Annotated in this window: 16 protein-coding genes, 1 tRNA gene and 1 pseudogene; 11 read left to right on the top strand and 7 right to left on the bottom strand. The window is 58.4% G+C overall.

Annotated elements, in window-relative coordinates:
- The first annotated feature begins 493 nt into the window (after positions 1-493).
- The 4 genes from GS612_RS20235 (at position 494) to GS612_RS20250 (ending at position 4,409) form a co-directional block, all read left to right on the top strand.
- Positions 494-1,243: an allophanate hydrolase subunit 1 gene (locus GS612_RS20235; RefSeq protein WP_171642749.1), complete on the top strand. Its 750-nt coding sequence runs from the start codon at positions 494-496 to the stop codon at positions 1,241-1,243.
- Positions 1,240-2,238 (top strand): biotin-dependent carboxyltransferase family protein, encoded by a 999-nt coding sequence (locus GS612_RS20240; RefSeq protein WP_171642751.1) that lies wholly within the window; start codon positions 1,240-1,242, stop codon positions 2,236-2,238. The genes GS612_RS20235 and GS612_RS20240 overlap by 4 nt, the downstream gene beginning before the upstream one ends.
- Before the next feature lie 12 nt (positions 2,239-2,250).
- Positions 2,251-3,012: a LamB/YcsF family protein gene (locus tag GS612_RS20245; protein WP_171642753.1), complete on the top strand. Its 762-nt coding sequence runs from the start codon at positions 2,251-2,253 to the stop codon at positions 3,010-3,012.
- Between the two features lie 149 nt (positions 3,013-3,161).
- The gene (locus GS612_RS20250) at positions 3,162-4,409 is read left to right on the top strand and encodes a hypothetical protein (RefSeq protein ID WP_171642755.1); all 1,248 of its coding nucleotides are present in this window, start codon (positions 3,162-3,164) and stop codon (positions 4,407-4,409) included.
- Between the two features lie 57 nt (positions 4,410-4,466).
- Here the strand turns inward: GS612_RS20250 and GS612_RS20255 are convergent, their stop codons facing one another.
- Together GS612_RS20255 and GS612_RS20260 are read right to left on the bottom strand one after the other, a co-directional pair.
- Entirely contained in the window at positions 4,467-5,861 is a 1,395-nt protein-coding gene (locus GS612_RS20255) for a D-alanyl-D-alanine carboxypeptidase family protein (protein WP_171642757.1), read from the bottom strand.
- Positions 5,862-6,141: 280 nt separating this feature from the next.
- Positions 6,142-6,843, bottom strand: coding sequence for an HAD family hydrolase (locus GS612_RS20260; RefSeq protein ID WP_171172743.1), 702 nt, complete (start codon positions 6,841-6,843; stop codon positions 6,142-6,144).
- Between the two features lie 93 nt (positions 6,844-6,936).
- On the opposite strand from GS612_RS20260, the gene clpS reads away from it, so the two are divergent.
- The 4 genes from clpS to hemF are packed head-to-tail and all read left to right on the top strand — an operon-like array spanning position 6,937 to position 10,022.
- Entirely contained in the window at positions 6,937-7,278 is a 342-nt protein-coding gene (gene clpS / locus GS612_RS20265) for an ATP-dependent Clp protease adapter ClpS (RefSeq protein ID WP_152456986.1), read from the top strand.
- A gap of 42 nt (positions 7,279-7,320) precedes the next feature.
- Positions 7,321-8,295, top strand: a complete 975-nt coding sequence (locus GS612_RS20270) for a class I SAM-dependent methyltransferase (RefSeq protein ID WP_171642759.1) — start codon at positions 7,321-7,323, stop codon at positions 8,293-8,295.
- Positions 8,296-8,331: 36 nt separating this feature from the next.
- The gene (locus GS612_RS20275) at positions 8,332-9,132 is read left to right on the top strand and encodes an SDR family NAD(P)-dependent oxidoreductase (protein ID WP_171642761.1); all 801 of its coding nucleotides are present in this window, start codon (positions 8,332-8,334) and stop codon (positions 9,130-9,132) included.
- 5 nt (positions 9,133-9,137) lie between these two features.
- Positions 9,138-10,022 (top strand): oxygen-dependent coproporphyrinogen oxidase, encoded by an 885-nt coding sequence (hemF, locus tag GS612_RS20280; protein WP_171642763.1) that lies wholly within the window; start codon positions 9,138-9,140, stop codon positions 10,020-10,022.
- A 3-nt stretch (positions 10,023-10,025) separates the two neighbouring features.
- Here hemF and GS612_RS20285 read toward each other — a convergent pair whose 3' ends face one another.
- On the bottom strand, positions 10,026-10,433 hold the full coding sequence (locus GS612_RS20285) for a hypothetical protein (protein WP_152456982.1): 408 nt from the start codon (positions 10,431-10,433) through the stop codon (positions 10,026-10,028).
- Positions 10,434-10,618: 185 nt separating this feature from the next.
- On the opposite strand from GS612_RS20285, the gene GS612_RS20290 reads away from it, so the two are divergent.
- Entirely contained in the window at positions 10,619-11,131 is a 513-nt protein-coding gene (locus tag GS612_RS20290) for a toxin-activating lysine-acyltransferase (protein ID WP_171642765.1), read from the top strand.
- Entirely contained in the window at positions 11,132-12,064 is a 933-nt protein-coding gene (locus tag GS612_RS20295; protein ID WP_171642767.1) for a Hint domain-containing protein, read from the top strand.
- On the opposite strand, the gene modC is transcribed toward GS612_RS20295, so the two are convergent.
- The 3 genes from modC to modA are packed head-to-tail and all read right to left on the bottom strand — an operon-like array spanning position 12,061 to position 14,635.
- On the bottom strand, positions 12,061-13,161 hold the full coding sequence (modC, locus tag GS612_RS20300; RefSeq protein ID WP_171642769.1) for a molybdenum ABC transporter ATP-binding protein: 1,101 nt from the start codon (positions 13,159-13,161) through the stop codon (positions 12,061-12,063). The two genes, GS612_RS20295 and modC, sit on opposite strands and share 4 nt — an antisense overlap.
- On the bottom strand, positions 13,158-13,850 hold the full coding sequence (modB, locus tag GS612_RS20305) for a molybdate ABC transporter permease subunit (protein ID WP_171642770.1): 693 nt from the start codon (positions 13,848-13,850) through the stop codon (positions 13,158-13,160). Before modB ends, modC begins: the two co-directional genes overlap by 4 nt.
- A 5-nt stretch (positions 13,851-13,855) precedes the next feature.
- Positions 13,856-14,635 carry a molybdate ABC transporter substrate-binding protein gene (gene modA / locus GS612_RS20310; protein WP_253286241.1) on the bottom strand — a complete coding sequence of 260 codons (780 nt, stop codon included), beginning with the start codon at positions 14,633-14,635 and terminating at the stop codon, positions 13,856-13,858.
- Positions 14,636-14,930: 295 nt separating this feature from the next.
- On the opposite strand from modA, the gene GS612_RS20315 reads away from it, so the two are divergent.
- Positions 14,931-15,006 (top strand) — tRNA-Val (locus GS612_RS20315).
- 168 nt (positions 15,007-15,174) lie between these two features.
- Here GS612_RS20315 and GS612_RS20320 read toward each other — a convergent pair.
- A pseudogene (locus tag GS612_RS20320) lies at positions 15,175-15,283 on the bottom strand (IS5/IS1182 family transposase); the annotation flags it as partial.

Here is a 15,283-nt window from a genome sequence, read left to right on the forward strand (position 1 = left end):
AGTGTAACCGCCGCTTCCGCCGCGTCCCAGCGCCTCAGCAGCGCCGGTGAAGGGGGTTCTAAGTATAACAAACAAATCCCGCAAGCGGAAAATGACGTCGCAGAGCATTTTTTTGAAAAATTCAATTTAATCAATTAAAACCAGTATGTTACGAGACTGGAAAGCTTACCCTTCCTGTGTCTGTTGGGGCTCTCTCCATCGGATGGCCACGACACAACCGAGAAGACGCAAGATGGCACTACTATATATAGGGAATCGAGCAACACTGAACACAAGGCTGCGCGACTCAAGCCCGTGAATCGACTCGGTACTCTGCCAGAATCTGCATTGAAAACCTCAAAGGCCAGATTTCGAACCGCGTCATGCCGGGGCGACCCACATGAGTCCGACCACACCCTGAGCGCGCCAACATTCTGAACACCTATCTTGAACATCCCACCGGGATGGGTTCTGGTCTCGGACATTCGTTTTCGGCTTCTTCAGCGAGACAGGCATGACGCGTCACCTTACGTTCCCACTGGTCAGAACCGTCGGATTTGACGGTGCGCTTGTCACATTTGCGGACACGATGTCTGAGACAGCGAACCGAGCGGCACTGGCATTTCGATCTGAACTGGATCGGCTTCAATGGGCAGAGGTCAGGGAGTCTTCTGCCACGCTGGCCTCGGCATATGTCCGGTTCGATACGCAACGGACCACCCACCAACAGATGCTGCACAAGCTTCAGGACCTCGTCGACCAAAAGGACTGGTACAGCACACCACTTCCAACAGGCCGCAGGCTGTGGCGAATTCCGACGGTCTATGGCACTGACCTTGCGCCCCAGCTGGACGATGCCGCTGCTGCTGCCGGTCTCGCGCCGGAAGAAGCGATACGGCGGCTTGGCCAGTCCCGCGTGCGGGTTTTGACGATAGGGTTCGCCCCCGGGCAACCCTACCTTGGGCCATTGCCCCCCGAGTTCAACATTCCGCGGCTGCAAAACCTGACCCCCATGGTGCCCGAAGGCGCTCTGGTTCTTGCAATATCTCAGTTTGTCCTGTTTTCCGGACCGACGCCAACCGGGTGGCGGCATGTCGGGCAGACGGCTTTTCGGTGTTTCCGGCCCGAGACGACCGAGGCATTCGCCCTCAAGCCTGGGGATGAACTGATATTCGAACCCGTTTCCCGCGAAGACCTGGAACATATCAGAGCCAAAAACGAAGATGGCACCGGCGGAGCAACCTGCGAGGAGATTGCGCCATGAGCCTGATCGTCCACCAGATCGGCCCGGCTTGCACCATCCAGGATCAGGGGCGCACAGGTTATCTGGACCAGGGCCTGTCCCGGTCCGGGGCCGTCGATACACTGGCCCTTCATGAAGGCGCCGCATTGCTCGGCCAAAGCCCGGAACTTGCTGCGCTGGAAATGGCCGGAATGGGTGGCACGTTCGAGGCCACACATAGCATGCGCATCGCATTGACCGGTGCGCGGATGCAGGCCAGCATTGATGGCAACCTTGTGGCCTGGAATGCCTCGCATCACCTCGAACCCGGACAACGGCTGGTCATCGGTGCGCTTCTGCAAGGCAATTACGGCTATCTTCATTTGGGAGGCGGTATCGATTCAGAGGTTTTTCTTGGATCTCGATCCGCGCACCTGACGGCACGGATCGGGCGAGCTGTGAAGCCGGGCGACCGGCTGACCTGTGGCCCGGATGCAGGCGACGTAGGTTCGAAACTGCCCCCTTCCGAACGCTTCTCGGGTGGCGTTCTGCGTGTCGTCGCCAGCTTCCAGACGTCCTTGTTTGATGACGCAACGCTTGATCGATTTGCGCGCACCTCATTCCATCGTGGCGCACGCGCCAACCGGATGGGGATGCAAGTGAACAGTGACGGCGACGGGTTCGCGGCCACTGGCCAACTGAACATCTTGTCCGAGGTTATTACCCCGGGCGACATCCAGATGACTGGAACCGGAGATCCGTTCATCCTGCTGCCTGAATGCCAGACCACAGGAGGGTATCCCCGCATCGCGACCGTTTTGCCCTGCGATATGCCCCGCGCAGCGCAGACACCGGCGGGCGGAGCAATCACGTTCGAATTTGTCAGCATGGAGCAAGCCACCGAATTGCACGCGGCATTCATGGCGGATCTTGCCCGCCTGCCCTCAAAAGTCGAAGCGTTGGTGCGTGATCCCAATGACATCCCGAACTTGCTGTCCTACCAATTGATCAGCGGAGTGATCTCTGCCACCGACTAAGGAGATGTGCCGATGCCAAGCGTCGATCTGAATGCCGATATGGGGGAAAGCTTTGGCCCATGGAAAATGGGCGACGACGAAAGCCTTCTGAAGATCATCACCTCCGCGAATATTGCTTGTGGCTTTCATGCGGGTGATCCGGATGTAATGGCATCGACAATGAAGCTGGCAGCCGAGAATAGTGTCGGTATCGGGGCTCATCCCGGGTTTCCCGACCTGCAAGGCTTTGGCCGCCGGAACATGAAGCTGTCTCAGGACACCCTCCGCAATCTGGTGCGGTATCAGTTGGGCGCAGCCATGGGCATGGCCAAAGCGGTTGGCACCAGTGTTCGCCATCTAAAGCTGCACGGCGCACTGGCCAATATGTGTTCGCTCGATGTCGATATGGCGCGGGCCTGCTATCAGGGCGCGCTGGACGTCGATCCCGACATCATCGTGATGGTTCTAGCCGTAACGAAACAGGAAGACGCCGTGCGCGAGCTGGGCTGCAAATGGGTGGGCGAGATTTTTGCCGACCGCGCCTACAATGACGACGGAACATTGGTTGACCGCAGCCTGCCAGGCGCGGTGATCCATGACGCGGATGTCGCAGGACCCCGCATCCTGAACATGGTCCGCGAAGGCGCGATCATCACCGAAAGCGGCAAGCGGCTGGAAACATCGATCGACACAATTTGCCTGCATGGTGACGGACCAACGGCGGTGCAGATCGCCGGCTCTGTTCGCGAAAGCCTGATCGGGGGCGGTGTCGAGGTCACGAAATTCACCCGCTGAACATCATGGGTTAACGTCGGCAACCCAAATTCACGACTGTTGCCCGTACAGGCCTCAGCGCCTAGCATGGCGGGCAAACGCAAATTCTGAATACTACAATTTCAAACAATGCCTTGACCCGTGGCGGGCAAGAGCAAGGAGGTCGTGGAATGTCATTTGATCTGATGTCTTATCAGCCCCGGGGCGACAAGAAGAACTCGGATTTCTTCAATGAATACCTTCCGAAGATTTACGAACGCCGGACAAGCTCGGGCATTGCAGATCAGGTCGGCGCGATGCGGGCCATCATCATTCAGGTCGAACCCGACGCGGCGTTCGACACGATGGTCGAGCTCTACGTGATGACACCCTATCGGCACACCGCCAGCTATCTGGGACGGACCCACAGATTCTCGGTTCTGCATTCACATCCCGACTATCCCGCGCTGATCCTGATGGCGCCGCTCAGCCCCGGGTTTGAAGATTTCATCCCCCGCATCAATCGCATGTATCCACTGGCGCGCAACACACCGCAGACGCGCTATGTGGGCGAGGTATACGCAGCCTGCGATCTGGACACGCTGACCCATGCACTTGAGGATCAGAACATACGGTTCGAATATCCCGGAGATACTGAGAACCCGTTCTACACATCGGACGGGTTCCGATTCACCACCCCGTCCGATTTCACCTGCAACCGCGTCGGGTATTCGACCCACGACTTCAACGACACCGACAGTCTGGGCCTTGGGGATCGCGTGTTGCTGAGCGACACGGAACAGGCCCGTCTGGAACAGGCCGCCGCTTTCGGAGCCGAAAGCAAAATCGCCCCGCTGATGCTGGGAATCGACCATCTTGCGACGCGGGTATTGGCGGGCGAGCGCGAGGATGCGATCCTCGAGTTTCTGACCATGGTGCCCTATTATTTCTGGGGCGCTTACAACATATTCGACATGAACTCATCGACCAACGTGAACCGCAACGGCAATGTGGACGATGACAAAAAATCTCCGGCCAAGGTATTCACCGCAAACAACACGCCATCCTTCGTGAACTCCTTCGCCAAACTGCCGATGCCGACCGAGGATTTCGTGCGCAATTTTGGCCGTCGACTGCATCACATGGCCGTCGAGATTCAGGATGGCGATCACGGCGCCGGGGAAAAGAACGTCGATTTCGTTGTGAACACCCTGAAGGACAAGGGTGTGCCGTTCCTGGCCCATGTGGTGGGTGAGTGCAAAGACGATCCGAACCTGAAACAGATCTTCTCGAAACACTCCAAGCATACCCTGCTGATTACCGAGTATATCGAGCGGTGCCACAAATATGATGGGTTCTTCACCAAGGACAATGTCGCCGCCCTGACAGCCGCCGCCGGACAGGATGAACAATACCAGCACGGCCATGTTTTCGATTGAAAAAAGGGCTGCGGAGTACCGCAGCCCAGACCCATTCAGGAGAGAATATGCCGAACCTTATGATGGCCCGATCATGAAACATGTGACGTTGCGGGCCTGCAAACGGCGACAGGCCAGATCCGCCTGTTCGCGGGTCATGCCCTGAAAGGTTGCGTCAAACCCACGCGCGCTTTGGTTGACCTTTCGCAGCGTGCCTTCCAGTGTGGTCATTTCCGACAAAGCGGTTTTCAGCAGAACCTTCTCGGCCTCATACCGCGTGGTATAACGACCCACATTGACCCCCCACAGGTGCCCACCTGACGAAGACAGCCGAGTGACGACCTCCTGTTCAGGCTCGGGCTGTTTGGTGGAATCCGTCGAAGCCAGAACCAGATTTTCGGGGCGCAATGCCGGACGGGTGTCGGATGTTTCTACTGGCGGTGCGGTTGGCGCGATATCCGCTTCGGCAATGGCCGCCGCGATCGCGCTGGTGATGCGGTCGCGATTCTCATCAGCTGTCACAGCAACCGTGCTTGCGACTTGGGTCGACGCGGAGGGGCGCCGAACCGGGCGCAAACTGGATTTTGGTGCCCCGCTCACGCTGGCGACCTGCGTCCCGGCACCCAATCCGGTATTTCCTGCATAAGCCGGTCGCGCAGGTTTGCGAATGGGCGCACGCGACGGCGCACGGCGAAAGCCCAAATCCAGAAGCTCGGCAACCTTGGCATTCCGAGAGGCGCCGGACTTTCCGCCAAAGACGGTGGCGATGATGCGTTCATTCTTGCGTTTTGCCGATGCCACAAGATTGAACCCAGCCGCTCGGGTGTAACCGGTTTTGATGCCATCGGCACCTTTGTAGGCTGCCAGCAGGCGACGGTTGGTGTTGGGAACAGTCTTGATCCCTGCATAGGTCGATTGGCGTGAGAACAGGTTGTAGTATTGTGGATAGTCATACAGCAGATGCCGACCCAGCGTGGTCATGTCACGTGCGGTCGAAAGATGCCCCGCCTCGGTCAAACCATGGGCGTTTTTGAAGGTCGTGCGGCTCATCCCCATCGCCTTGGCGGTTCGCGTCATACGACGCGCAAAAGCTGCCTCGGATCCGCTGATGGCAATACCGATGGCCGTGGCAGCATCATTCGCCGATTTCACAGCAGCCGCGCGGATCAGATAGCGAAAAGCAATTGTCTGACCAGCGCGCAGCCCCAGCTTCGACGGTGGCTCGGCTGCCGCCTTTTTGGTGATCCGAACCGGGGTATCCAGCGTGATCTCACCATTCCGCACCGCTTCGAACGCGATATAAAGCGTCATCATCTTGGTCAGCGATGCCGGGTGAAGCCTTGTGTCAGCATTGCGCGAATGCAGAACCTCTCCGGTTCGGGCATCAATCACCATCGCTGCGTAAGGTGCCGCCATGGACCTGAGCGGCGCAAACGCCAGCACACATAGCAACATTATGAGAAAAAAGCCCATTCGGGCCGGAACTGTCCGCCGAATCTGCACGATTTTTTGCCTCTGTCTGCCTCGCGCCGCCGGGTTTTCCCGGTCAGCAAAAATTATTTTATTATCGTAAACACTATCACAGAGACTTGGTGAAATAAACCGAAAGCTGAGCATTTCGCGGTTTCGTTAGGTTGCCCAAACTGGGCTATATCTAGACAAATACTGCCCAAAGCCCACCAGATGCGCGATTGAGGCAGAACTTGGTCAACACCCGGCAGGGTTTTCGTGGAACTGCGGCCAAAAGGCAACATCACTTCAGGCTGTGCACCAGATCGGCCAGACCGCCTAAATCCCTCAACTCCCGGAATCGGGGACTGTCGACCGGGGCTTCGGCATGCTCGACCTCCCAGATAAGGCCGTGTGGGACATGAACCCCCCAGCTTCCTGCCTGGATCGGAGCCACAACGTCAGATCGCATGGAATTGCCAACCATCATCGCGCGCGCCGGGCCATCACCATGCCGCTCAAATATCGACCGGTAAGTTTCGGGGGTCTTTTCAGACACGATTTCCACTGCGTCGAACAGATCGCCCAGACCCGACTGAGCCAGTTTGCGTTCCTGGTCGATCAGGTCCCCTTTGGTAATCAAGACAACCCGGCACAAGCCTGTCATGCCTTCCACCGCGTCGCGGGCATGGGGCAACAGCTCGATCGGATAGGCCAGCATCTCTTGCCCGGCTTCGATCAATTGGCGAATGACCGAGGCCGGCACACGGTCATCCGTGACCTCGAGAGCGGTTTCGATCATCGACAGAACAAAGCCCTTGATGCCGTAGCCATAGTGTCGAATGTTGCGCTTTTCGGCTGCCAGAAGCCGCTCCATCAGATGATCCTGGTCGGCATGATCGGCCAGCAACTGGGCAAAATGCGCCTGCGTCAGCTGAAAAAAGCGCTCATTGTGCCACAGGGTATCATCCGCATCGAAACCGATTGTCGTCAGCTTGTCAGTCATCTCGTTTACGTCCGCTTGCTCTTTTCACCGGCCATCCCCACGTTATATAAGCGCGAAGATAAAGCCCAAAACTGAATCGGACAGTTGCCTACGATGCTGGAAAAGACCTGGATGATGTCTGACGAACCGGACGACGACAGCGACGCGTCCGTTCTGGTGCAGACGCGCCCAAAAACCAAGCGTCCGCCTTTGTACAAGGTGCTGTTGCTGAACGACGATTACACGCCGATGGAATTCGTGGTTCATGTTCTGGAACGTTTCTTCGGCATGACCCATGCAGAAGCATTCGAGATCATGCTGACCGTGCATAAAAAAGGTGTGGCCGTCGTCGGGGTCTTCAGCCATGAAATTGCCGAGACCAAAGTTGGCCAGGTTATGGATTTCGCCCGCAGGCACCAGCACCCGCTGCAATGCACCATGGAACGCGAAGAATAAGGCTTTTCGCCTGACCCTCACCCATATTTGCCGGAATTGCCCATGTCCCCTCGCCTGGAACTTGCATTGCAGAACGGCCTGTCGCTGTCATCTCCCCTCAGCGTGATCTGCCCCGTTCCAGCTCATGATCTGTCGGCGCTTCCCCGTGCGGCGCAGGTGGCGCAGGTGGTGCAGCCGTTCAAACCTTTTTACGACCATTTTGCCGCGCAGGGCTTTGACACGGTGCCCGAGACAGACGACCGCTGCGAGGATGCAATTGTGTTTTTGCCGCGGGCCAAGGCGCTTGCACGGGCGATGATCCATCTGGCCAGCTCACGAGCCCGCGGCGTTGTCGTGATCGATGGCGCAAAGACCGATGGCGTGGACAGCATTCTGAAAGATGTTCGCAAAAGGGTTTCGGTCGAATGGCCTCTGTCCAAGGCACACGGAAAAATCTTCTGGTTTCAGGCTGACCCGCAGAGCTTTGAAGATTGGGCTGCGCCAAAGACGCAGATCGTCGATGGGTACCACACGGCACCGGGTGTGTTTTCAGCGGATGGGATCGATCCCGCTTCGGCCATGTTGCTGAACGCCTTGCCTGCCAAGCTGGGGCCGCGCGTGGCCGATCTGGGTGCCGGGTGGGGGTATCTGACCGCAGAGCTTTTGAAGCGCGACAACCTAAAATCCGTGCATCTTGTCGAAGCAGACCACACGGCCCTTGCGTGCGCGCGCATCAACGCCTCTGACCCCGAGGCTCGGTTTTATTGGGCCGACGCCGTCACCTGGTCTGCGCCAGAGCCATTGGACACGGTTGTAATGAACCCCCCGTTTCACACCTCACGCAGTGCCGACCCTACGCTGGGGCAGGGTTTCATCGCAGCAGCGGCACGCAATCTGACGCGCAACGGAACCCTATGGATGGTCGCCAATCGCCACCTTCCCTATGAAACCACTCTGAACGAACACTTCGCTCGGGTCGATGAAGCCGCCGGCGACAACCGGTTCAAGGTGTTTGAGGCCTCTCGCCCTCGGCGATAAGGCCAGCTAACCTGCCCCCAATTCAGGAGGATTCGGATGTCCTTTTCCATCGCAGGCAAGACAGCAATCGTTACAGGCGGGGCCAATGGCATCGGGCTGGCCATAGGTCGGCATTTCGCGGACGCGGGCGCAAATGTTATGTTCGCCGATATAGATGAGAAACGTCTAATCGATGAGCTTGGGGAACAGGCAGAAGACGGCAATATTCGTTATTTCGCAGGCGACCTGCGCGAAAAGCTGACCATTGCCAATTTGCTGTCGGCAACACTGGATGCGTTTGATCAGGTGGATATTCTGATCAACGGCGCGCGCCAGGTGATCCAGTCTGATCCGCTGGACCCCGATGACGATTCGATGCGTACCTTGCTGAACCAGAACCTGATGCCCGCGCTGCGGCTCAGCCAGTTGGTCGCGAAACGCATGATCAAACAGGCCGGGGATGACGAAGAAAATCCTGCCGGGTCGATCATCAACCTGTCATCCATCGCGGCCCGCCGCACGCATCCCGACCTGATGGCCTATTCCGTGTCGACCGCCGCGCTGGATCAGCTGACACGTTCACTGGCCGTGGCGTTGGCGCCGAACCGCATCCGGGTCAATTCGATTGCGCTCGGCTCGGTCATGAGTGCATCACTGCAATCGACCCTGAGAGAGAACCGGGAATTCCGCGACGATATCGAAAAGCACACACCTCTTGCCCGTATCGCGTCGGCCACTGAATTGACGGAAACCGCGCAGTATCTGGCATCGGATGCAGCCGGATTCATCACCGGCCAGATTCTGACAATCGATGGCGGCCGCACATTGCTTGACCCTGTTGCCGCACCTGCGCATTGAGACCCATGTTCGAAACAGAAAAAAACTCCGCCTCTGCCTGGTTCCGCCAATTGCGCGACAACATCGTTGCCGCATTCGAAGCATTGGAGGACAGCCACGACACCGGCCCGTTTTCCGACGCAAAGCCCGGCCGCTTTGAAGTCAAGGAAACCAAACGCCAGTCCGAGGACGGCTCTGACGCAGGGGGCGGTCTGATGTCCGTGATGCGCGGCGGGCGAGTGTTTGAAAAGGTCGGGGTCAATGTCTCGACAGTTTACGGGACCCTGGGCGAGCGGGCACAACAGGCGATGGCAGCACGCAAAGGCATCCCCGGGATGACCGAAGACCCGCGTTTCTGGGCCTCGGGGATCAGCCTCGTGGCGCATATGCAGAACCCGCATGTCCCGGCGGTGCATATGAACACTCGGATGTTCTGGACCCCGCACGCCTGGTGGTTCGGCGGCGGATCGGATCTGAACCCCTGTATCGAATATGATGACGACACGGCGCATTTCCATGATACCCAAAAGGCTCATCTGGACCCGCATGGCCCCGGACATTATCCGCGCCTGAAAGAGTGGGCGGACGAATATTTCTATATCCCCCACCGCAAACGCGCACGCGGCGTAGGCGGCATTTTCATGGATGATTATTGCACCGGAGACTGGCAGGCCGATTTCGCGCTGACGCAGGATATCGGTCGGGCTTTCCTGCCCGCTTTCGTGCCATTGGTTGAAAAACGGCGCGTACAGGGTTTCTCGGACGCCGACAAAGACACCCAGCTGGTGCATCGCGGTCTTTATGCGGAATACAATCTGGTCTATGACCGCGGCACCAAGTTCGGACTGGAAACCGGACATGATCCGGACGCGGTTCTGATGAGCCTGCCACCGATGGCGAAATGGATCTGACCCTCAGAACGTGTCCATGATGAAGTTGTCATAGCAGTAGTTCTGCGCCGACGACGCCGACATGTTGGCCCCGACTTTCCTGACGGTGATGGAATATCCCGGCTTGGTATCCGCCCCCGGCGGCGGGGTCAGAGAGAATTGCACGGTCCGGACGCCGGGTTCATAGGCGCGCCAGATATAGATCCGTTGGTTGTTTGGCACGCCCAGACTGCGGATCGCGTAATCCCCAATTCCACACCAATAATTCACGGGCGCTGAGGATCCGATGGCCTTGACCTCGTAGACACCGTCCGGCATCGGTGTGATTTCCGTACGAAATTGCGGCCGAACGGATAGGCCGAACCCGACAGCCTCGGCCATCGCAGGTATCGACAAAAGCACGGCAGCAGCCAAAGTCTTGAATGAACGCATAATCCAGGTATCCCGAAACAAGGGTCTGATACCAATAGCATAGTCGGGACGACCTGCGAGTAAAGCAGGACAGGCCAACGAGCCGGCAACACTGACCACATCAAAGAATTTATTCTACCCATATTGCAGGAAAGCAGTACACTCACTGTAGACTTTTGGTTCCCGTTACACCGTTGGGCATCTCTTTGAGCAAGACGTTTCCAAAAGACTGGTTCGATTTCACGCCGGAAAAATACGCCGATCTGGGCGCTATGTTCTATCTGGCGGGTTTGACGAAAACACATCAGAAACGCAGTCTGGCACAGGTTTTGTACGCGTTCGAAACTCCGTTTCGCCTGGGCCAGTACCATATCTTCCGGCAGCACGGATTCCCCCGTGGTTTTGTCACCTTCGCCGGGCTCGGCCCCGAAGCCGAGTTCCGTTATGCGGTGAAGGAAAAACCCCTTTCCGACACGGATTTCACCAGCGGATCATCCTTCTGGATCATTGATCTTGTGGCCCCGTTTGGACAGACCAGCCAAATTGTTGATATCCTCAAGCAGGAAATCCCGCACCCGCGTGTGCGCACCAACCGAATGGACAGTGACATGACACGCAATCGCATCGTCGAATGGACGCGGGATGAAGCGGGCGAGGTTCACATGCGTCTGTATCGCAAGAAGGAATTTGAACGCGTGTTGCAGCAAGGCGAGGGTTAATTGGTTTCAGTTCCGATCACAGGCGAACTGACCGGGGATGTGACTGGTTTTCCACCCAACGTTGAGACGGGACAACCCACTCTGGACAATGGGAACTTCAATCCGGTCACGCAAACCTGGACGATTGCGGCACAGCCCGCCAACGGCACCGCCTCGATCGACCCGAACACAGGAGAGTGGACCTATACCGTCGACCCGACATTTTTCGATGGCCTCGACAAGGGCGAAGTCGTCTTCGATTCTTTCTTCATCAGCGTCTCGGGTACAACGCAAGCCGGCCCATTCACCCTTCCATTCACCGGCACACCGGACCCGGTGGAAGTGGTCATCCGGATCGAGGGCGTCTGTTTTGCGGCCGGAACCCTGATCGAAACTGAAAGCGGCCCGCTTGCGATCGAAACGCTGGACGCGGGTCATAGGGTGGCCACTGCCGATCACGGTCTGCAACCTATCCGATGGATCGAAAGCAGCAGGATTCCACCCGAACGATTATGCGATGAACCTGCTTTGCGCCCCGTTCGCATCTCGGCGGGCAGTCTGGGGCCGAACGAACCCTCACGGGACCTTCTGGTGTCGCAGCAGCACAGGATCCTGGTCAAAGGCCCGAAAGTCGAGCTGCTTTTCGGCGCATCCGAAGCCCTGGTTGCCGCCAAACACCTGTGCGGATGGCCCGGCATCGGCATCGATACATCGGTTCAAACCGTCGAATATCTTCACGTCCTGCTGGACCGGCATGAGATCCTGAACGCCGAGGGCGCGCAGGCCGAAAGCCTGTTTCTGGGGGAAGAGGCCCTTTATTCGCTGTCCTCCGAGGCATTGCGGGAACTGGCTTCGATTTTCCCCGACAGACCGACCCCGGGTCACACCGGGTTCGGGCGCGCGGCTCGGCTGATACTGCGCGAACACGAAGCCCGCGCCCTCGCCTGCGACTAGCTGCCGGCCACAATGCGCCCGCCGACATCCTGCGGGGCCAATGCAACCGTCTTGATCACGGCATAACATGTGCTGCCCGGTTTCAGGTTCAGGGCCGCAACAGATCGACGCGTAACCCGCGCAAGCACATTGCCCGCCGGTGTCTTTACCGACACGATGGCACCCGGCCCCTCGCCCGACCGGATCGAGTCCACGGTCCCGGCCAGCACGTTCAGCGCCGAAAGCCCCTCGGGTTTGTTGTTCGACAGGATCACCTCCTGAGCGGGTATTCGAATCCGCAAGTTTGCCCCGACCTCATGCGCGATACGAGGCAGAAAGAGCCGCGCGCCATTGGCATTCAACTCTGTCAGCCCGTCGGAGTGATGCTTTGAAACCTGAACCTGCAACACGGCCCCGACCGCACGAATTCCCGCAGGGGCCACTGACGGGTCGGCAAGCATTTCGGATGCGGGCCCGTGGCGGACGGCCTTGCCATCCTGCAACGCAACAACGGATGTTGCCAACCGCGCCACTTCGGCGGCAGAGTGCGTCACATAGAGGATCGGAACCGAGACCTCGTCCCTGAGACGCTCGAAATAGGGCAGGATTTCCGCTTTTCGCCCATCATCCAGTGCCGCCAGCGGTTCATCTGCAAGGATCAATCGCGGGCTTGCCAACAAGGCCCGCCCGATGGCGACGCGCTGTTTCTCACCGCCTGACAACCCGGCAGGTCTGCGGTCCAGCAGATGACCGATGCCCAGCATGTCGATGACTTTGTCGGGGTCTTCGCGGCGTGTGTTCTTCGGCGCGAACCAACGCCCATAGGCAAGGTTCTGGCGCACGGTCAGATGGGGGAACAACCGCCCTTCCTGAAAAATATACCCCAACCGACGCCGATGCGGCGGCAGCCACAGGCCCTGTTCCGTGTCGAACAGAACCCAGTCATCTACCGCCACCCGGCCCGCCTGAGGCCGCAACAACCCCGCCACGGCATTGACGATGGTGGTCTTGCCCGATCCCGAGCGCCCGAACAGCACCGTCACGCCCGGCGGCGCATCAAAACTGACGTCCAGATCGATCCCCGGCAGTTGGTGGCGCAACCGAACAGACAGGCTCATGATCCGGCCACCCGCGCCGCGGCACGCCGCCCCACATACTCCGACAGCAACAATGCGCTCATTGCGACGACGATCGAGATCAGAACCAGCCGCGTCGCGGCCGCCTCGCCGCCCGGGACCTGCAAAAAGGCGTAGACAGCCGAAGGCAACGTCTGCGTCTGACCTGGGATGTTGGACACGAAGGTAATCGTCGCACCAAATTCACCCATGGCCTTGGCGAAGGCCAGAATAGCCCCCGCTATGACACCCGGTAAAATCATCGGCAAGGTCACCGTACAAAACACCATCGGACGCGACGCGCCCAGAGTTGCCCCTGCCTGTTCCAGCTTCGGGTCCACCGCTTCGATCGACAAACGTATCGCCCGGACCATCAAAGGGAAGGCCATGACCCCGGCGGCAAGGGCCGCGCCTGTCCAGCGAAAGACCACTACGATCCCGAACTCGGCCAGAAACCGGCCCAGCGGCCCTTGAATGCCAAAGGTCAGCAACAGCAGGTATCCGGTGACAACCGGCGGCAGGATCAATGGCAAATGCACCAGACCGTTCAAAACCTGCCGCCCGGGAAACCGCCAACGCGCCAGAGCATAAGCGACAAATATCCCAAACGGCAAAGTCGCCAGCGTCGCCCAGAAGGACACGCGCAATGAAAGCTTCAATGCTTCTACTTCGGCAGGCCCCAACCAATCCAAGGCAATCACCTGACCGGCAGGGTAAATCCCTGCTCCAGAAATACAGCCGTGGCTGCATCCGTTTTCAGGTGTTCAAGAAAGGCGTGTGCTCCTTCTTTTGCATCTAGGGTCAGTGCCGCGGGGTAAATTATCGGTGGATGCAGATCGGCAGGGAATGTCGCAACGACCCGGACCCTTTCTTCCACCCTGGCGTCTGATTGGTACACGATCCCAAGCGGCGCGGCCCCGGCCGCCACCAGAGCCAGCGCAGCGCGCACATTGTCGGCCTGCGCCACCTGAGACCGCACAGCCTCCCACTGGTTGAGGCTTTGCAAAGCAGCTTTGCCATAGATACCGGCAGGCACCGCGTCGACCAGTGCCATGGCCAGATAGCCGTTTTTCAAGTCCGCCTTGAGGTCATATCCGGGCTGGATTTCACCCACTTGCGCATGATCTTCAGCCCCGACCAGAACCAGACCGTTGCCCAGCAGATCAACCCGAGAGTCTGCCCGGATCAAACCGTCCTGCTCCAACACATCCATCCAATCCGTATTGGCCGAAACAAACACATCCGCAGGCGCGCCTTGCTGAATCTGCCGGGCCAGGACCGACGACGCCGCATAGGAAACGGAAACGCTCTGACCGGTCTGGTTTTCGTACCCGCCAACGATTTCGTCCAATGCGGTCTTGAGGCTGGCCGCTGCAAAGACCAGAATGCCTTCTGCACCGGCCCGGATCGGGGCCAGCGCCGTCATGCCAAGTACCAATGCCACCATCCAAAATCGGCGGGCGAAGGATAGAGTCATGTATACTCCCGACCGGTTTGCTTCAGTCTCTCCGGGGATATCGGACGCCACCGGTGGCGCGCAAGCGCCTTTGGCCATTTACACATGATGGGTCGCAGGTTGAGCAAGGCGTTTTCCATCGATCCGTCTTAAAATGTGCTGCCCACCTTCCAGCGCCGAGAGGCGCCCCGAGCGCCCGCCCGTTCGGCCTACGGATGACAAGATGCCTCGTTGGACGGCCGCCGAAGACGGAACGCAAGAAAATCTTCCAGACCCTCTTGCACCTGCTCGCAGGCTTGGCTAAATGCAGCATCACGGGTGATTAGCTCAGTTGGTAGAGCGCTTCGTTTACACCGAAGATGTCGGGAGTTCGAGTCTCTCATCACCCACCATCCTTTCCCCGCAGTGTATCAACGTCTTACGCGACTAGCACCTCTTGCTATGCTGCGCATGAAACTGTGTCCGCTACGCCTCCGCTGCACTTGAACGGAAAAGATATCTCCAACACAAGAGATTTGGGCAATGGCAACAATCGTAAAACGACCTAGGGTCAGGACTCTTAACCAGTAGATGAGGTTTGCTATGAGTGCGATGGCTGATAGGAAGACCTTGGGACAACGGTCATAGCGTGTCGCCACGCGCCTCCAATCCCTAAGCCTGCCAAACATA

Source organism: Ruegeria sp. HKCCD6157, from assembly GCF_013110685.1.
In the GTDB taxonomy this organism is placed as follows: Bacteria; Pseudomonadota; Alphaproteobacteria; order Rhodobacterales; family Rhodobacteraceae; genus Ruegeria.